Annotated in this window: 15 protein-coding genes; 5 read left to right on the top strand and 10 right to left on the bottom strand. The window is 41.7% G+C overall.

The genetic code is table 11. The features are described 5' to 3' along the window. Nucleotides 1-313: 313 nt before the first annotated feature. The 3 genes from F6K63_RS06710 to F6K63_RS06700 all read left to right on the top strand — a co-directional run bounded on the left by F6K63_RS06710 (nucleotide 314) and on the right by F6K63_RS06700 (nucleotide 2,675). On the top strand, nucleotides 314-583 hold the full coding sequence (locus tag F6K63_RS06710; RefSeq protein ID WP_287311369.1) for a hypothetical protein: 270 nt from the start codon (nucleotides 314-316) through the stop codon (nucleotides 581-583). 280 nt (nucleotides 584-863) lie between these two features. Beyond that, nucleotides 864-1,118: a hypothetical protein gene (locus F6K63_RS06705; protein WP_071106366.1), complete on the top strand. Its 255-nt coding sequence runs from the start codon at nucleotides 864-866 to the stop codon at nucleotides 1,116-1,118. Nucleotides 1,119-1,514: 396 nt separating this feature from the next. Further along, on the top strand, nucleotides 1,515-2,675 hold the full coding sequence (locus F6K63_RS06700) for a hypothetical protein (protein ID WP_287311366.1): 1,161 nt from the start codon (nucleotides 1,515-1,517) through the stop codon (nucleotides 2,673-2,675). Between the two features lie 79 nt (nucleotides 2,676-2,754). Here the strand turns inward: F6K63_RS06700 and F6K63_RS06695 are convergent, their stop codons facing one another. After that, nucleotides 2,755-3,072, bottom strand: a complete 318-nt coding sequence (locus tag F6K63_RS06695; protein ID WP_287311365.1) for a DUF4359 domain-containing protein — start codon at nucleotides 3,070-3,072, stop codon at nucleotides 2,755-2,757. Between the two features lie 71 nt (nucleotides 3,073-3,143). After that, nucleotides 3,144-3,344, bottom strand: coding sequence for a hypothetical protein (locus tag F6K63_RS06690; RefSeq protein WP_287311363.1), 201 nt, complete (start codon nucleotides 3,342-3,344; stop codon nucleotides 3,144-3,146). Between the two features lie 396 nt (nucleotides 3,345-3,740). On the opposite strand from F6K63_RS06690, the gene F6K63_RS06685 reads away from it, so the two are divergent. Both F6K63_RS06685 and F6K63_RS06680 read left to right on the top strand, forming a co-directional pair. After that, complete coding sequence (locus F6K63_RS06685) at nucleotides 3,741-4,925, top strand: AAA-like domain-containing protein (protein ID WP_287311362.1); 1,185 nt, start codon at nucleotides 3,741-3,743, stop codon at nucleotides 4,923-4,925. Nucleotides 4,926-5,139: 214 nt separating this feature from the next. Then, the gene (locus F6K63_RS06680; RefSeq protein WP_287311360.1) at nucleotides 5,140-6,435 is read left to right on the top strand and encodes a family 10 glycosylhydrolase; all 1,296 of its coding nucleotides are present in this window, start codon (nucleotides 5,140-5,142) and stop codon (nucleotides 6,433-6,435) included. Nucleotides 6,436-6,671: 236 nt separating this feature from the next. On the opposite strand, the gene cobN is transcribed toward F6K63_RS06680, so the two are convergent. From cobN to F6K63_RS06640, 8 genes are all read right to left on the bottom strand, one after another. After that, a complete protein-coding gene (gene cobN, locus F6K63_RS06675) occupies nucleotides 6,672-10,880 on the bottom strand; it encodes a cobaltochelatase subunit CobN (RefSeq protein WP_287311358.1) in 4,209 nt (1,402 codons plus the stop codon). Nucleotides 10,881-10,944: 64 nt separating this feature from the next. Next, entirely contained in the window at nucleotides 10,945-12,165 is a 1,221-nt protein-coding gene (locus F6K63_RS06670) for an RNA-guided endonuclease InsQ/TnpB family protein (RefSeq protein WP_287311356.1), read from the bottom strand. Between the two features lie 174 nt (nucleotides 12,166-12,339). Next, nucleotides 12,340-13,302, bottom strand: a complete 963-nt coding sequence (locus tag F6K63_RS06665) for an abortive infection family protein (protein ID WP_287295264.1) — start codon at nucleotides 13,300-13,302, stop codon at nucleotides 12,340-12,342. Between the two features lie 352 nt (nucleotides 13,303-13,654). Then, nucleotides 13,655-14,779 (bottom strand): DNA cytosine methyltransferase, encoded by a 1,125-nt coding sequence (locus F6K63_RS06660; protein ID WP_287295262.1) that lies wholly within the window; start codon nucleotides 14,777-14,779, stop codon nucleotides 13,655-13,657. A gap of 1 nt (nucleotide 14,780) precedes the next feature. Beyond that, nucleotides 14,781-15,524, bottom strand: a complete 744-nt coding sequence (locus F6K63_RS06655) for a hypothetical protein (RefSeq protein WP_287295260.1) — start codon at nucleotides 15,522-15,524, stop codon at nucleotides 14,781-14,783. A gap of 162 nt (nucleotides 15,525-15,686) precedes the next feature. Further along, nucleotides 15,687-15,932, bottom strand: coding sequence for an SDR family NAD(P)-dependent oxidoreductase (locus tag F6K63_RS06650; RefSeq protein ID WP_009149325.1), 246 nt, complete (start codon nucleotides 15,930-15,932; stop codon nucleotides 15,687-15,689). Between the two features lie 152 nt (nucleotides 15,933-16,084). Continuing rightward, nucleotides 16,085-17,296 carry an RNA-guided endonuclease InsQ/TnpB family protein gene (locus tag F6K63_RS06645; RefSeq protein WP_287311354.1) on the bottom strand — a complete coding sequence of 404 codons (1,212 nt, stop codon included), beginning with the start codon at nucleotides 17,294-17,296 and terminating at the stop codon, nucleotides 16,085-16,087. Between the two features lie 371 nt (nucleotides 17,297-17,667). Next, nucleotides 17,668-18,042: a hypothetical protein gene (locus tag F6K63_RS06640; RefSeq protein ID WP_009149334.1), complete on the bottom strand. Its 375-nt coding sequence runs from the start codon at nucleotides 18,040-18,042 to the stop codon at nucleotides 17,668-17,670. Between the last annotated feature and the right edge of the window lie 151 nt (nucleotides 18,043-18,193).

The raw sequence follows: 18,193 nt of genomic DNA, 5'->3' as shown, positions 1-18,193 counted from the left end.
AGTTAACACAGCTACACAGTTAACGCGGATGGGATGAGACCTAGAAGCCGCTAAGGGAAAGCATTTCCGACCACTGCCCTTACGGAAAAAAATCCGATTGCATAAATTTTTCAGCTAGCCCTGATTACTATATAGACCTTAACTAATCAATTTTGGGAGCAGCTCCGTGACTAGATACTACGCCACCTGTAACTTTTAATAGGGATAAACCTTTAGTTTCTAAAGGGTAGCATCGTCGATTATAGCGCCATGTGGTCTATAAGTTTTGTGGATTTGTATTTTTTTTTAAGTTATTGGATGAGCGAGGCTAATCATGAAAGTTAAAGAAGTCTATCAAGATGAACAAGGAAATTCGCATATCGACTATGGAGTTGATCATCTGATGGGGCTAGCCATTAGGAATGATTTAGGACAGACACTGATCCAATTTATTATTTCGATTCCCATGAGTTTCTTATTTTTTATGTTTTTACTTTCCGTTTTCGATGCCTTAATTGAATTAATACCGCAGGTAGATACCAGTATTCAACAGATAGTCCCTCAAGAAAATGGCTCTCTTAGAATGATTATAGTAAATGAGTAGTTTAAATGAGCGATTACCCCTTAAATAGCCAGGGATTCAATCAACTAAAAATACCTTGTTTTGAATTGAAAAATTTTCTCTATAAGCTTTGTAGGATGAGTAAGGTTCATTTAGGGTGGGCAGTGCATCAGACAGATAATGAAGCTTGCAAAGCACGTTGCTAGGCACTGCCCACCCTACGATTAGTGACTTTATCAAAATATTTTTGGTTTGAATTGCGGAATTTTAGCTATAAGGTTTGTAGTTATTTTTATAATTTATTGGATGAGTGAGGAAACTTATGAAAGTTAAAGACGTCTATAAAGATGAACAAGGAAATTGGCATATCGACTATGGATTTGATCATTTGATGGGGCTATCCATTAGGACTTATTTAGGGCACATACTGATCGGATTTATCATTTCGATTCCCATGAGTTTCCTGTTTATTATGTTTTTCTTTTCCGTTTTCAATGAATTAATTCAATCAATTCCGGAGGGAGATAGCAGCATTCAACAGATAGTTCCTCAAGAAAATTACCGTCCTATTCACTAATTATTATACAGGTCAGGAAGATGGTAAACCACTTTCCTAACTAGTGCTGATCATTCAGGGCTATTTCATGCTGATTGCCCCAGTGTTCTGCCCTGCTAGTCTTGCACTGCTAAAGATTTGAGCCATTACCCGAAACTCTGGCTTCAATTTCTGTCATTAGCATGGCTTCGATCCTATGATTCAGGTTCAGCCTCTTGTTGGTTCTCACCTTAATACACTCAAGGACTTGTTTAGAATCAATAGCCCTACTCCCCAAACCGATCAATTCCTGATCTGAACTGCCCGGAAAATTATCCAGAACCAAATTCATATCCAATTGATCCGATTAATTTAATTGCACAATCTAACAAGTCTTTGATGAAAAATTAAATACTTTGATTAAAGTAATGTGTTCTTATGTTTAACTTCAAGCAATCCTGGAACAAAATAGTTCCTAAGATTACATCAACTAGCAAATTTTTGTTGCTCGCTGCTTTGAGCATTAGTGTGATTTTGATATTTTTTAGAGCACCCTCACTAGCACAGTTGCCGCCACTAAAACAATTGCCCATTGAAGAGGGTTCGGAAACACAACCTGTACCGGAAACAGGAATTGAAGAGGGTTTGGAAACACAACCTGCACCGGAAACAGGAATTGAAGAGGGTTTGGAAACACAACCTCCACTGCAAATCAGAATTAAAGAGGGTTCGGAAACAGAATCTGCACCGGAAATTGGAATTGAAGAGGATTTGGAAACAGAACCTGCACCGGAAATCGGATGGGAGTTCTTAGGTAGCCGAGAACTCAATCAAGTAGAAATTAACGAAACTAAGTATAAAGGTGAGTGCCCAGGTTACAGCTGGTCCTCTCGGGAAGCCCGGTTTACTTCCAGTACTACTCCCCCAGCTCGTAAAAGACGTGTAATTGTTAGAAATATTACCAGAGGAGTGGCTAGTGACCCATATCCTTACACTGACCGAAAGTACGATGAGGGTAGATCTTCAGAAGGGACAGAGATGAGTTTTGGCACAAAACATCATAGTAAATATTTTCATGTTTTAAACGGAGAGAATAAATTTGAGTATGAGATTAAAGAACGCGATCGTGTACTTGAGTCTGGAGTTTTCAATGCTGTAATTAAAAGAAATGTGGATGTCAGACAAAGAGATTCGTATCCTATTACCAAATCAGTTTGTATGAACTCAGAAGTTCCTATGTCTTTGTGTGCTGATATCAGGACTCTTACTAAGTACAAATGTCGGAGCAACTGGGTTCTCCGAAGCTTTCTCATACCAAATACCCCTGAAGTTGCTACACTTATATCCAATCAGACTCCCTACTCGGTAAAGTATTGGATCAATGATAGGATACAAAAATTGTCATCAGGAAGCGATAGAATCTATACCAATAGCTTTATAACAATAAAGTTTAAATCTTGCTCTGTAGGAACAGGTGATGAAAAAAAGTCTAAAGAATGTACTATAAAAACCAGGAGTTTAGAACGAGGTAAAAGATATAAGTTTACAGTCTATGAATTAGACTATGAATCATTTTATATAGAAGATTTTCCACGATAATACTAATAAAAAAAGCTAAATAAAACAGTTATCAGCTGACAGCTGATAGCTGAGAGCTGATAGCTGAATGCTTACATAATTAAAGCTCCAAAAATTTGCCCCCTAGCCCAACAGTGTGAAATTTTTTACCCCAGAAGTTAGTGGTATAGATACTGAAAAGGAAATAGTTTTGGTGACGAGTGTAGCTTTCGATCACTGGCTTAACTGCATCAGGTGGTAAAGGTTTACCGACAAAACAAGCTGCTTTTACCCCAAGAGGAAGGGATTTCTGCTGGCAGTAAGTATCATGTAAATGCCATGCCGCATGATCAAGATAAGCATCTTTAGTTGGATTAGTGAGTGCCATAATACTGGACACTAAAGCTAAGAAAACGGTGTTATTGATGCGCTGATACATAATTTCTTGTTATTAAATGTTGGTAATTAGTTGCGTAGGGTGCGTAGGGTGCGTTAGGGGCGGACTTGCCCTTATTTTTCGCTCAAGCGCCAGCCTTGGGATAGTCCGCCCCGTAACGCACCGCCAGTGTTAGGTTGCTGCCCGGAAATTGAAACGGGCAAGATGCCCGTTCCACTCCAGATGCCCATTCCGCCAAGATGCCCGTTCCACCAAGATGTCCATTCCACCCACCGGGTCAAACAGCTTTTAGGAGATGCACCCTGATTAGTCAACCGGATTTGATCGGAATTTAATCTAAGCTCGACCTAGGGAAAGCCCAGTTAAATTCCTTTGTTAAATATTTTTTCGTTACGTTGTGGGTCTATTCCGGAAAATCTAACCTCTTGATTACTATTGTTGCTAAATCAGCTATTTTTCAAGTGATTAACCGGACTTGATCTAATTCTATTTTCCGAGAGTCGAAGTTATCCTTTACCTAGCTAAAATCTGTTCGCGTAGCGCATAAGCTGACAATTCCAGTGCCTAGGATATTTTCACACTTTATTCACAAGCTATGCTTATATTTTTTATCTAGTAGCGTTATAGTAATCTGGTAATTTTTTATTAAAAAAATAAGTTAAACTATTTGATTTATTTTGGTATACCAGACGAAAATTAATAACAACTTCATGATTAAAAATTACCCTCTATACCAAGTCGGTGGCAGTCTAGCAAGTGATTCGCCTAGCTATGTAGAAAGACAAGCAGATGTCCAACTCTATAACGCCTTAAAAAGGGGTGAGTTTTGTTATGTGATGGCTCCCCGACAAATGGTAAAGTCTTCTCTATCGGTGCGAATCAGACATCAGCTAAAACAAGAAGGATTTAAATGCAGTACTATTGATATGACGCGCATCGGTAGCGAAACAATTACCCCAACTCAGTGGTACAAAGGAGTGGTGGCTGAGTTAGTAAGAGGGTTCAAGTTATTCGGTGACTTTAATTTCCAATCCTGGTGGCACGAGGAAGAGTATTTTTCACTGCTTCAGCGATTGAGTAATTTCCTGGAAGATATCCTGCTGGTAAAATTTACTACTGAACGAATTGTTATCATCATTGATGAAATTGATACTATTATCAACTTACCTTTTCCGGTTGAGGATTTTTTTGCCCTGATCCGATTCTGCTATAACCAAAGAGTAATTAATCCCGACTATAATCGCATTGTTTTTGCTTTGTTCGGGGTAGCTAAGCCAAGGGATTTGATGACTGGCCAAAAGCGGACACCGTTTAATATCGGGAAAGCCGTAGAACTAAATGGCTTTGAATTCCATGAAGCATATCCCCTTGTCAAGGGATTAGAGGGAACAGGGAGTCATCCTAAAACGATTCTCAAGGAGATACTGACTTGGACAGGAGGGCAACCTTTTCTGACCCAAAAACTATGTCAGTTGCTGCTAGACTCAGTAAGGGACGGGTTGACTATTGCTCCTGGTAATGAGGCATCTTGGGTAGAGAGAATTGTACAAACTCGCATTATTGATAATTGGGAATCCCAGGATGAACCCGAACATTTGCGAAGTATCTCGGCTAGCCTTTTGAGTAATAATTTGACTAATAAATATTATGCTGACAAATTGCTGGGACTTTATCAGCAGATTTTAGCTGGAGATGATGTACCGATGGATAACAGCGAAGAGTGCAACGAATTGCTGCTATCGGGTTTGGTGGTTAATCAACAAGGATGGCTGAGGGTGAATAACCCTATATATCAAGCAATTTTTAATTCTGAATGGGTTAGCAAACAACTAGAGAATATTCGTACCGATTGTCAAAATTTTTGCTATTCTGGACTTAGTCTTCTATACTGTTAGTTGAAGCGAATAAAATGCTAGCTATACCTGGAATTTTGGTTTCAGCCCCTTGATATAACTTAAAGTATAGCGTTTCTGATAGCTATGAGCTAAACAGATTTTTTTACCTATTTATTCTTACCTGCTCCCTGCTTCATAAAAACCATAATTTTGTACATAATTACTATGATAATTGCTATAATATATTAAACTATTGCTGGGGAATAAGTTTAATATGTCAAAGAAAAAGAATGAAAACAGTGGATGTGGATGCGCAAATATTCCTATTTCTCTAATCTTACTGGTGTTAGGAGGTGGTTACTGGTGGTTGAACCATCAAGGAGGTTTCGCTATTATTAGCAAATTACCTCAAAATCTCCCCATAGCTATTCCTCAAAATCTACCAATAGCTATTCCTGGTTTAAATTCGACACCAGCCGAACCACAACCTTCGGCTCCTACTAAGCCTTCTGTAACCACTGCACCTTCCTTCCCAAATTCGCCAATTGTTAAACCTAATCATCAGCCACCTTCACCAACACCAATAACAGCTCAAAAACCTCAAAAACCTCAAACAGCTCAAAAATTAAAAACACCAATTGTTAAACCTAATCATCAGCCAGCATCACCAACAACTCAAACTCCTTTGGAGAAAAAAGCAATCAGAGGAATTTATATAAGTCGTTATAACGTAACTAATAATGCTAGTGAAGAGAAAATTAGAAAACAAGTTCGTCATTATCACTCTCAAGGAATTAATACGATTATTCATGGTGTATGGGGTAATATTTGTCCTATGTACACTAGTGAAGTGATGCAAAAAACTTTCGGTTATAAAAGTTGTCCCAATCAGTTTCGCGACCGCTGGTTAACTTGGCTAATTGATGAAGCACACAAACACGGCATGGAAGTTCATGCTTACTTTGAAAAAGGTATCAAAATAGATAAAAATAGCCCGATTTTTGATTTAGCTATTGAACGCAAATGGGTTGTACCTGGCGTTGACCGCACCTATCCAGGAATCGAGCATTATATTCTGGATGTAGAAATTCCTGAAGTTGCTAATTTCTTTAGAGATATTTTAGTGGAATTTGTCCAAAAATATCCTAAAATTGATGCAGTCCAATGGGACGATTATCTGGGTTACCATGCCGAGTTACCAGGGAAAGTAAATCGCACTAAGAAGCTAACCACTTTTTCACAAGAAATGATCGGTGCTATGAAACAAGCTAACCCAAAGGTTAGTTTTGATCTTTGTCATCATAATCCTTATTGGGCTAAAAAATATTTTGCTGCCGACTGGCAAAAATGGAATGTAGATCGAGTTTTTATTCAAGCTTATAATGATAAAAATTTTACCAAAGAAGTAGATTATGCCGAAACCTATGATGGAATTGCTATTACTGATCAACAATTCCATCGCTTGCCAGAAATAGTGGCTAATAATAAAATTAAGGCTATTTTAGTGTTTCCTGATCGGACAAATCCAGAAGACGTAGCTTCTAAGTTAAAACAATTTTATGTTAAATAGATGTAAGCGTCGTAAGCAATCAGCTATCAGCTATCAGCTATCAGCTATCAGCAATCAGCAATCAGCTATCAGCTATCAGCTATCAGCTATCAGCTATCAGCTATCAGCTATCAGCTAATGGGCTACGCGCAAGCGCACCTTTGAATAAAATAAGCTGACGGCTGACCGCACCTCAAGTAGGGTGAGCTTTGGCTCACGGCTGAATGCTTACTAAGCATCTAACTAGACTTCCGGAGCTATACAATGCCAAAATTTTCCCCTTCAATCACTGCTTCTGCTTCTAATGCGATCGCTCTCAATTTCTCTAAGGTCTCTGGTTCAACTGACTGCCACAATCCTCGCTGATTGGCTTCCAGTAACCGTTCTGCCATATCTCGCAAGGCCCATGGATTCTTTTGTTGGATAAACTCTTGCACGTCTGGGTCAAATAAATACCCCTGAGCTACTCCTTGATACATATGGTCTGCGACACAATTAGCGGTAGCATCATAGGCAAACAAATAATCTACCGTTGCTGCCATTTCAAATGCTCCTTTGTAACCATGGCGCATCACTCCCTCAATCCACTTAGGATTCACGACACGAGAACGGTACACTCGGGCAATCTCTTCCTTTAGCTGTCGAACTTTGGGCTTTTCAGGGATAGAATTATCACCAAAGTAGGTTTGAGGATTTTTGCCAGTTAACCCCCGCACTGCTACGGTTAACCCCCCCTGAAACTGGTAATAATCATCTGAATCAAGTAAATCATGTTCCCGATTATCCTGATTGTGTAATACAACTTGCATCTGTTTGAGACGCTGCTCAAAGGCTTCTGGGGCTCCCTTGGGGGAAGATGAGCTGTAGGCGTAACTACTCCAGTTAATGTAAGCGCGAGCTAAATCATGCTCATCTTGCCAGTTTTGAGATTCAATCAAACCCTGTAACCCGGCACCATAGGCTCCTGGTTTTGAGCCAAAGATGCGGTAGTGCGATCGCATTTGGGCTTGGGACTGACTCAACCCTACCTGTAACCAAGAGTCTGTTTCCTGTTTCACCTGGGCTGCTAGAGGATTGTCTGATGGTGATTCATCCAGGCTTGCCACAGCAACTACTGCATTGTGAAATAGGTCGATTAAATTCGGGAAACTATCTCTAAAGAAGCCAGAGATGCGCAAGGTGACATCCACCCGAGGACGTTGTAATACAGACACTGGCAATATTTCAAAGTCTACCACCCGCCGTGAGGACCCATCCCAAATCGGTCGCACTCCCAACAAGGCCAGAGCCTCGGAAATATCATCTCCCCCGGTACGCATGGTAGATGTGCCCCATACCGAAATCCCTAGGGTTTTGGGATATTCACCATTTTCTTGGGTATAGCGCTCCACTAGCACTTCAGCTGCCTTTCTGCCCACATCCCAAGCTGTTTCTGTGGGTATGGCACGGATATCAACAGAGTAAAAATTGCGACCTGTGGGCAGAACCTCCGGTCGTCCTCTAGTCGGCGCACCAGATGGCCCACTGGGTACATATCTGCCATCTAATCCCCTTAACAATTGGGTGAGTTCCTGATTAGTTTGTTGTAGTGCTGGTAACAGGCGATCGCGTATCCAATCTAATTCTTTTTTTGTTGTTTTACTAATCGGTAATTGGTAATCAGTAATCGCTAATGGATCATTAGTGATGATTTGTTCTACTAATTCAGATGCTTTTTCTTCCAATACTTCAACCAAATCACCAACAGTATATTTCCCAGTATAGCATTTATCTATTCCCTGTTCCCTTTCTATACTGCTTGTTGCTATATCTTTTACAGTTGAAAAATCTTCCGTTAGGGGATCAAAATTCCAACCTAAATCCTGAGCCAAAGCACGAGTTAAGCCGATGCGATTCTTTCCTGGATGACGAGCAATTGCTACTATTAAATCCTGCAATTGACGTCCTTGGGGGCATCGACTAAAGACATGTAAACCATCTCGAATCTGAGCTTCTTTTAATTCACAAAGATAAGCATCAATTTGATTAGTAATTTCCGATTCTCCAGCTTCGATGTCGTCTACTGCAATCCCCAAATCTTCGTGCAAGTGCTCATCAAGGATAAGTTTAACAATGCGGACGCGAATAATTGGTAACCGAGACAAATCCAAACTCTGGGCTTCATAATACTCATCAACCAATCCCTCCAACTGTTGCAGAGGACCATAAAGTTCAGCACGAGTCATGGGAGGGGTTAAATGATCAATAATCACCCCTTGAGCGCGACGCTTTGCTTGAGCTCCCTCCCCCGGATCATTGACAATAAATGGATACAAATGAGGCATGGCTGCCAACGCTACTTCTGGATAACAGCACTCTGACAAGGCCACACTCTTACCCGGTAACCACTCCAAATTCCCATGCTTGCCTACATGAACAATCGCTTGGGCACCAAAACACTTCCGCAACCAATAATAAAATGCCAAATACCCATCAGTCGGTTCCAAATCCGGAGCATGATAATTCAAAGCTGGGTCAATATCATAACCCCGAGAGGGTTGAATCCCTACAAACACATTTCCCAACTGAATCCCTGAAATGGGAAATGCTGAAATCTCTGTTATCTCTCCGTTGCCATCTTTGCTGTCTTTACCGTTAAGATCAAACTCTCCCCAACGCTCACGGATTCCCTTTTGAACCGCTATCGGTAACCCTTGAAAATAGTCCCAATACTCCTGCCCACTCAACTCTTGTCGTACCAAACGTAACTGCCATCCTTCCGGATCATTGGTCACCCCAGCGGTCAACCACTCAATCAACTCATCCCCAGTTTCCGGAATCCTGTCAACCCAATACCCAGCATCCCGTAACCCTTTTAAAATCTCTACACAACTGGCCGGGGTATCTAATCCTACTCCATTGGCCAGCCTGCCATCTCGATTGGGGTAATTAGCTAAAATCAGAGCAACCTTTCTCTGATTCGGTAGGGTTTGCCGTAACTGTAGCCAATTCATGGCTAAATCTGCTACAAACTGAATGCGATCGCATACCGGTTCATAAACCACTACATCCGTTTCCAGAGCAGCATTCCACCGTTGCGCCGACTTAAAGGAAATGGCACGACTAATAATTCGCCCATCCACCTCTGGCAAAGCCACATTCATGGCAGTATCCCTGGGCATCAATCCCTGAAACCCAGACTCCCACTGTTCCACGGTGCCACTACTTAAAATAACCTGCAACACAGGTACATCCAGCCCTTCCCACAACTCCAACTGATGTACTTCAGCATCCAACTTAGCTACCGAGAAACTTGTCGTATTCAGCAACACTGCGATCGCGTAGCGTGAGCAAAGCTCAATCGCACTACTAGAGCTATCGGGATTTTGGAAATAGCCTAACAATTCCCGTTGTACCTCTAGATCCCGTAAAGAAGACACAAATACTGGCACCGGTTCCAAGCCCCGTTCTACCAAAGCCTGACATAACCCATCAATCGGTGCTGTATTTCCCGCTAAGTAATGGGCACGGTAGAACAAAATACCTACTTTAAGATTGCCAGTAGCTTGAAGGTTGTTTGGTTGAAGGTTGTTTGGTTGAAGGTTGGTTTTGGTTGAAGGTTGGTTTTGGTTGAAGGTTGTTCGCGTAGCGTGGCCTTTTGGCCAAGGTTGTTCGGTTGTTTGCCTTTGGCCTTCGAGAAGGGTAGGTTGTTTGCCCTTGGCGTTGCCTTCGGGTAGGTTATTTGGTTGCTGGTTATCGTCCCAACCTCCAACCTTCAACCTGTTAACCTTCAACCTGTTAACCTTCAACCTGTTAACCTTCAACCTGCTAACCTTCAACCTGTTAACCTTCAACCTATTAACCTTCAACCTGTTAACCTTCAACCTGTTAACCTTCAACCTGCTAACCTTAAACCTGCTAACCTTTATCCCCGATTGCCATGGATAAACCCCAACCCGAGGCACAGGTTTTGGTGGTGCTGGATTATTCGTTTGCTCCAGGCATACATCTGCCACAAATTTCAGAGCGTTAGTGAAATTCTCTACACCGCCTTCTGTAAAGTAGCGCCATAATTGATTCACTATCGGAATAGTTTCTGTGGAGTGACTAGTTAAGGTAGGGTCTGGTCGGTCATCTCCTGGTAAAACCAATAACCTAGCGCCAGTTTGTTCTACTGTTTCTTTCACCACTTCTAAGCCATAAGACCAGTAGGAGCGTCCACCCAATAATCTGATAATGATAATCCGTGCTTTGGCTAAAATATCCTCAGCATAGGTATCAATGGTTAGTTGTTGCTGCAACTGCAACAGATTAGCGACTCGGATAGCTGGGAAATCTGGGGGAAGTTGGGATACCGATGCGGCTAAGGTTTGGATATCCGTGTCAGCAGCAGTCAGGAAAATAATTGGTGCTGGGGTTTGTTCGATGAAGATAACCCCTTCAGCTTCAGGGTTCCATCCTCCTGGAGTAGCGGCGATGCGATGCATAGTTTAGGGTGCGATTCGTTGATCCTAAATGAGTCTATTGGAGTGACATACTCCCGACGTTACCCTAACGGGACAACGCGGGCTTCTTGCCAACACCACCCAACGGTTTGGTTGCTCGGCAAGCTTTACTACTGACGGGATGCCCCACCGCCAAATTCAAAATGTTTCTAGCTGCATTTATATCCCTGTCAGCAACATATCCACAATCAGGGCAAGAATGAATGCGGTCTTTTAGTTTCTTAGGTACTTTTTTTCCACAATTAGAGCAGTTCTGACTAGTGTTTCTGGGATTCACAGGAACCGTTAACAACCCAGCATTTAAGGCTTTGGTTGCAAGGATTGACAGGAATTGACCCCATCCAGCATCAAGAACTGATTTTGCCATTATAGTTCTGGCCAGACCTTTGATGTTTAGCTTCTCGTGAGCTACCAGGTCATGGTTATCTAGCAAGTTTTTGGCAGTTTTGAAATGAAAATCTTTTCTGGTATCAGCTACTTTTTTGTGAGCTTTACCTAGTTTTGCTACAGCCTTTTTCCGATTATTACTACCTTTCTTAGATCGGCTAACGGTTTTCTGGATTTTTTTGAGCAGTTTTTGAGCTTTTCTGTAATACTGGGGAATCTCCACTTCTGAGCCATCGGACTTGATCAAAAATGATTTGAGACCCATGTCAATGCCCACGGGATTAGACACTTCATCGACCGGAATAGTCTGAGGAATAGTGTCATCTTGAATTGACAGGGTTACATAGATTCCGTCGGCTTTTCGGGTAACAGTAGCTGTTTTAATCTTAAATCCATCAGGGATTGGCCTGTGATAGACTATCTTGACCCATCCAAATTTAGGTAGTTTCAAAAGATTACCTTTGATAGGGTCTTTTCCTAGAGACGGAAAGGTTAAAGAACGGTACCGCCCTTTTCCTTTGAACCGTGGTCTACCATTCTTTTTACCTTTGGAATCTCCTTTGAGGTATCGTTTAAAAGCTAGATCTACTCGCTTAACACAGTCCTGTAATACATGAGCATGGATGTCGGTGTACCACGGTCTGTCTTTCTTTAATTGAGGTAGAGTTCGCTTCTGGGAAAAATAATCAGGATTATCCCTTAACTCTGGCAGGTGGCATATAAGCGGGCAAGCATTACTAGAGCAGCGATTCTCCTCGTACCAGTTAAATCGATCAGCCAACAAGTAATTGTATTGACACCGCAACATCTCTAGCCATCGATCTAACTCGGCTGTTTGTTTTTTAGATAATCTCAACCTGTATTGATAAGCTGCTCTCATAACACTTGCCTCTCTGTTTATCGACCTACTACAATTCTAATATACAGCTAGTCAAATGGTTTGAAGTTACCGTATGAAAGTGGTTGTGGTGATGGTGATAATTTCACCTCTGGTTTTGCAGCCAGGGGTCGGGGGCGACTCTCTGAATGAGTTTAATGAGGCATGCAAAGGGTTTTAATTGTTAGGTTTGTTGTTTTTCTGCATTTGATACTCCTTTGTTGCAAATAGAAAGTCGCATAGTGTATAGGCCGAATTAACTGCTAGTCTGGCATGATGTTCCGACGGTTGATAGGATCTGGCGTGAGCATCGCTCATGTTATTTCGCAAAGTAGCCAAGCCATGAACTATACTTGTTAGACCAGAGAGAATTTGCTTTAAACACTGTGCAAGGTTTTCCTGTCCTGGAGAAAGCTTAAGGTGTTTTTGAACCTGCTTATACAGTTTCTGTAAGTCTCCCTTATACTCCGGTGGATTAGAATCAAACTCTTGTTCTATTGCAGACAAAACTGCCTCAACGAGAGAGCGTGCGTTAGTGATTGCACCATCAAAATCACCTTCAGCAAGCTTCTTGTCACATTTACTGATTTGCTCATCAATAAATTTATGTGTTACTTCCTGCGAATTTCCATAAGGATGTGATAATTCAATTTGAGAACCATCCAATTTATAAACATTCCATTTGTTGTTTCCTGAAGATTGTAGTTTATAACTATCAAATTCAAGATATTTGTTCAGAAGCTCGACTGCTTTTTGATTATCACTTGTTTCTTTCAAAAAATGACGAGTATCAATAGCCGCGAGCAGGATATCTTTCATGATTGGCCTATCGTTAAACTCACTTAACTTCTCCTCAGCGTATTGCCAACGTGCAGGAAAACCTGGACCGTATTCATCCTCCCAACCCGAACAACTAAATTGGTTAAAAAATTCAACCAATTGCTTACCATTTCGATAGGGTGAACAATTTCCATTACCTGTAATGATATCACGAAGAACTAATATGGTTTCTTTTGATAATTTCACGCTTAAATCAACCTTTAAAACCTGATCACACAATTCTAAAGTACAGGTCATAGCAAGGAATATGCCACGATTGCTGCTGCCTTCGATCGCGTAGCGTGAGCAAAGCTCAATCACTATTCGCTGTGGTGAACAGTGTGGGAATCTTTCGTTCTACATTAGGCTAACAAACTCAAAGAAGGGCGGCAAGGTCTCGGACTTTTTACAACTTAATAACCGTGATAGTAAAGTTTACTCTACCCTGGTACTGGGGTGACAAGATTACCGCTACAGTAGGGAATGGTCACCAATTTTTCAAGGGGAGTAAAAAGGCGGTAACTGGGAGCCTAGCCCAGAATTCCTATAATAATCTCCAGCTTCGACCTGCCCATTGTCACCCTGTTAAAACCGCTAGGTATGGCTGGGGTCTTGTTGGGCTTTGTCCTTCAAAGCAACCTACCAATCGGCTTGATCATACCAAATTATTGAGTTATAAATTCAATTCCAGTTGTAATACCGTATTATTAGTAAATAAATTCATTGGTTGGCCTAAACACTGTGCTTCGTAAACTGCTTGAAGAAAACAGGCAACTCGATAGGCAAATTGTACAGGAACAGCGTTGCCAATCTGCTGGTGGACATGACGTTTATTTCCTCCATGAAATACCCATGAGTCTGGGAAAGTTTGAAGTCGGGCATATTCACGATTAGTAAAGCGTCGCAGACGGCTTGCACTGATACGCCAGAGCTTTAAGCTAATATTTGGATTCCTTACAAATTGCCCATTGACGCGATCTTTTTCCTTTCTTTCTGCCACCACATTTCCCTGAGCCCACCCCCAAATAGTTCCAGTATCAATAGCAGGAAATGGGGCATCCAAAGATCTTATTGGGTGTCCGTCAGATCCAGTTCGAGAGAATCTACATGGTACAGGGGTCTCAGTAGGATCAAATGCCTTTCCAGTCTCCTCATGAACACGGCTTTTGAACCCCCATTCAGGACAATGATTAGGAAGCGAAATAAATGGATTTGCAGCCAGATCAGCTAAATATGCTGATGCTGGTGTATCTGGCTCTGGCGTGGGCCAGTGAAAAGCTGAGGGAAATCGGTCGAAGCTGGCAATAAAAATAAATCTTCTTCTCGTTTGAGGCACTCCAAAACCAGATACTCTGAAGACATTATATTTTATGTAGTATCCAAGACTCTTTAAATGCTCTGAAATTACCTCAACAAAAGGCTTTCCACTTTTGGGTTCTTTCATTCTCCTGAGATTGAGAACATTCTCAATTACGATAAAGCGAGGCTTCTTGATCTTTGCCATTCTGACAACTTCTTGAAACAGAAAATTCCTCTCGTCGTTTTCCTTTCGATTCCCGCCCAGTGAAAACCCCTGACATGGAACCCCTGCTAAAATTACATCACTATCAGGTAAATCTCTTTCTGATACTTCTCGAATATCAGCTTCTTCAACATCCCATTCAGGTCGATTATTACGGAGTGTTTTAACGCTCCATGTATCAATATCTGTGGAGTATAGATGTTTAAAACCAGCCATTTCAAAGCCGATATCTAAGCCACCGGCACCAGAAAAAAGACTTGTGAATGAAAGTTCCATATCAACGAAGAGTGACTGTTGGCCCTAAAGATTTTGCTGCACGGAAAACTTTAAATGTGTGTTTCTTTCCTGCGTTTGGATTATCTATATAGGAAGGTGTAAGCGTATGTTCAATCATATCAAAGTAATAACCCCTTATCAGCCTTGGAGTCTCTATACGTGTGATAGTACCCGAGTGTTTTAAATCTATACCAAATTTAAAGCCAGTTGGAGCAATCAGAGTAACTTGGCGTTCTGTGCCATCCGTAAGGGCAAATGGTGTAGGTGCAACATACATTTTTCGGTCACGAATCATAATGTCTCCATAGCTACCGAAACCTTTAAGATTCTTATTTTTATGGATATAAGAATGGTCTGCATTTAAGAAATTGCCATGACACATGACAAGATCATAGACTGGATAGTTCTTTTCCTTGGTTTTTGCTGGGTATCGTCCAAACACATAGTAAATTGTCCTCCCATTATGCAGACCTGAGGGCACTTGACTATTGCAGTCATAGTTTGCTTCCCTGCCTGGAAATCCTAATCCTTTGATCTCGAAGCCAAGGGGGAAATCAACAAGCCTGAAGTCTGGATAAGCATTTCTTGAAGGTTCATCGAAGTTCAAGGAAAGCCTTTCAAGACGAACAGCAAACCAATTTTGAAAGCTAAACTCTTTGTCCGTGGAAGAAACGCGACTTATCAACTCGCTGGCATCGATGGCGCGAACGCATTCTAAGAAAACCTTTGCTATGATTTGATCCATAATGATTTGTCTAGCCCAATGTTGCGATCACTCTCACCTTTAGGTACACGCAACTGTAGTGCATTTGGTGCTTGACAATGGAAGCACATCCCAAAGACAAAGTCAATGTTAACAGTTCTGCAAGACCATCTACCGAGACTCAGCAAAGTCTAACGGTTAAGGTCAGCGGGGCGAAACCTTGCCATAAGTGTCTTGAATTTCATTCACTGCAGCCTGGATACTTGCCTCATCGGTGATGTCCATACGCAGCGGGTGAGCACCCAACTCTCTAAGGTCAGCCATTTTTTCGACACTACGTGCCGCTACTACCACGGTCAGACCATCCTTCAGCAGAGATTTGGCCATTTCTTTGCCCATACCCGATGATGCGCCGGTAATCAGTGCGACTTTGGATTTACCATTTGCCATGATATTGAAGTTCCCTGTGTGTAGTGGACTTGTTCATCTTAAACTGAGAAACTAGCAACCTTCACAGATTTTGTTACTGCTACTGTCTTGCGATCGCGCTTAATACGGTCAATTTCTTTGAGAGTAAATGATGTTAATTGACACTCCCCGGTCTAAAGACGCGGGGATTCTTCGCTCAACGACCCGACTTGCTGAACCTGGCCGGGACCAAGGACAGTAGAGGTCAGATCTCCCGAAGCGTTGGGATCTAGGATCCAGGTTCCGGTGTGCCCCACCGTACCCAAGGCTCGTTTTAAAATGTTCAGCGCAGCATTGTGGTCTCTATCTAACTTGCATCCACACTTACAGACGTGGGTTCTAGTTGATAGTGATTTTTTGACTGTTTCACCGCACTTAGAGCAGTTTTGACTTGTATAAGCAGGGTTTACTGCTACAGTTACTCTGCCAAATTTAGTCCCAAAATGCTCTAACCATTTTCTGAACTGATACCAGCCAGCATCATTAATAGACTTAGCCAGGCAATGATTCTTTACTAGATTCTTAACCCTTAAATCTTCGTAGGCTACCAGGTCGTTAGACCGGATTACGCAACGTGCCAGTCTCTTGGCATGTTCTTCACGTTGTCTACTTATTTTAAGGTGTGTCCTGCCTAGCCTATTAACTGCTTTCCTACGGTTGGCTGAGCCTTTCTTTTTGCGAGATACTCGACGTTGGTAAAATTTTAAACGCTTTTCTCCCTTCCTGTAGAAATGAGGATTAGGTTCAGTATTTCCATCAGAGTCAGTATAAAACTCCTTTAGTCCTACATCCAATCCGACGTTTCTACAGGAAGGTTTTAGGTCTTCTTTTATGTCAACTGCTATGCAAAATTGCACATAGTACCCATCAGCTCGTTTCACAATTCGGACTCGCTTAATTTGATTTTTGTCAAATTGCCACAAGTCCCATTTCCCTTTGAGTTTAAGTTTCCCTATTCCTTTCTTGTCGCTAAAGGTTATAGCCTTTTTATCAGGAGACAGTTTCCACCCAGACTGCTTGTACTCTACCGACCTACATTGCTTCTGAAATCTAGGAAAACCCTTTTTGCCGGGTTTTTTCTTTTTGCAGTTGTCATAAAACCGGACTATAGATGACCATGCACGCTCAGAAGCTGCTTGTCGTGCCGTTGAGTTTAGTTCATTAGCAAAAGGAAACTGTTTAGCTAGTATCTTGCAGTATTTACTAAGATCATATTTTCCAGTCCCTTTATTGTCCATCCACAATCTAATGCAAGAATTACGAATAAACTTGACCGTCCGAATAGCCTCGTCTATTGCAGTGTACTGACTATCTTTACCGTACGCTTTGAATTCAAGTATGATCACCGGATATCGACCTCCTCCGTTACTATTTTATTCTACACTATCTGGCGACAAATACCCGGACAGATTCAAATATTTACGGCGACTAAAGTCGCTACTAGCTTTCATCCCGGAGACGAAACCTGATTAATAGTGCAGCCTTACAACAAAACCTGTCACCTTTAATGCATAGCCTACCAACTTGCTTTGGCTGCACTATTCTTGCGGTAACTTCTGACCCGGTTTAAAAACACGGGGCTTTCAGCTTTGGGTGTTCCGTAATACTTGGCTTGTGCAACAGCCTTTGTGACACTTTCACTACAAAATGCTGAAATCGCCTGTACCCCATCCATTGGGCACAGGCGACAGGGGTCAGAAAAAAATCCTAAGAGCGATTAGAAACCGACAGCCATCCAACCTATGGTTTCTTTTGTATGTCCTCCATCTGACAGAGCCTGCCTTGGACCACCCCGAACTAATTCGTTCATTTTGAACTTAAAGCCCTTCGTGGTTACATCTGCGATCCTGACACCAGGGGTATCTGCTCCATTAAAGGTTTGAACCATTGGAATCACGATCACATCTGAGCCTTCCCGAAATGGCTCTGCGAAGAACACTTCTTTAAATGTGCTTGTGTCATTATTTGTTGTTTCCACTGGGCCTGGTGAACACAGCTCAATAATGCCTGCTTGAATCGACGCATGAGCTGGGGTAGCAATGAGTACCAGTGCAGCCATCAAAGACATCAAAAAAATCGCAACTCGCTTCATAATTTCCTCCTTAAAATGTGAAATGAGAAAAGCGAAAGAAGTCTTTTAGAGTTAACCTTGCTAAGAGTATCGTGAGCAGAACTGACACTGCCCATGTAATTTTGGCATGTTTTATTAAAAAAAAAACGCAGAAATTGTTAAGTTATTGTTG

The organism is Moorena sp. SIO1G6, assembly GCF_010672795.1.
Taxonomy (GTDB): Bacteria; Cyanobacteriota; Cyanobacteriia; order Cyanobacteriales; family Coleofasciculaceae; genus Moorena; species Moorena producens.
Note: the sequence above shows the minus strand (reverse complement) of the source record. Positions and strands in the feature narration are given on the sequence as shown.

Coding starts and splice junctions, on each gene's coding strand:
- F6K63_RS06680 (WP_287311360.1), top strand. CDS start 5,140: ATGTCAAAGAAAAAGAATGAAAACAGTGGATGTGGATGCGCAAATATT.
- F6K63_RS06655 (WP_287295260.1), bottom strand. CDS start 15,524: ATGGATCAAATCATAGCAAAGGTTTTCTTAGAATGCGTTCGCGCCATC.
- F6K63_RS06695 (WP_287311365.1), bottom strand. CDS start 3,072: ATGTATCAGCGCATCAATAACACCGTTTTCTTAGCTTTAGTGTCCAGT.
- F6K63_RS06700 (WP_287311366.1), top strand. CDS start 1,515: ATGTTTAACTTCAAGCAATCCTGGAACAAAATAGTTCCTAAGATTACA.
- F6K63_RS06660 (WP_287295262.1), bottom strand. CDS start 14,779: ATGGAACTTTCATTCACAAGTCTTTTTTCTGGTGCCGGTGGCTTAGAT.
- F6K63_RS06705 (WP_071106366.1), top strand. CDS start 864: ATGAAAGTTAAAGACGTCTATAAAGATGAACAAGGAAATTGGCATATC.
- F6K63_RS06685 (WP_287311362.1), top strand. CDS start 3,741: ATGATTAAAAATTACCCTCTATACCAAGTCGGTGGCAGTCTAGCAAGT.
- F6K63_RS06640 (WP_009149334.1), bottom strand. CDS start 18,042: ATGAAGCGAGTTGCGATTTTTTTGATGTCTTTGATGGCTGCACTGGTA.
- F6K63_RS06710 (WP_287311369.1), top strand. CDS start 314: ATGAAAGTTAAAGAAGTCTATCAAGATGAACAAGGAAATTCGCATATC.
- F6K63_RS06650 (WP_009149325.1), bottom strand. CDS start 15,932: ATGGCAAATGGTAAATCCAAAGTCGCACTGATTACCGGCGCATCATCG.
- F6K63_RS06670 (WP_287311356.1), bottom strand. CDS start 12,165: ATGAGAGCAGCTTATCAATACAGGTTGAGATTATCTAAAAAACAAACA.
- cobN (WP_287311358.1), bottom strand. CDS start 10,880: ATGCATCGCATCGCCGCTACTCCAGGAGGATGGAACCCTGAAGCTGAA.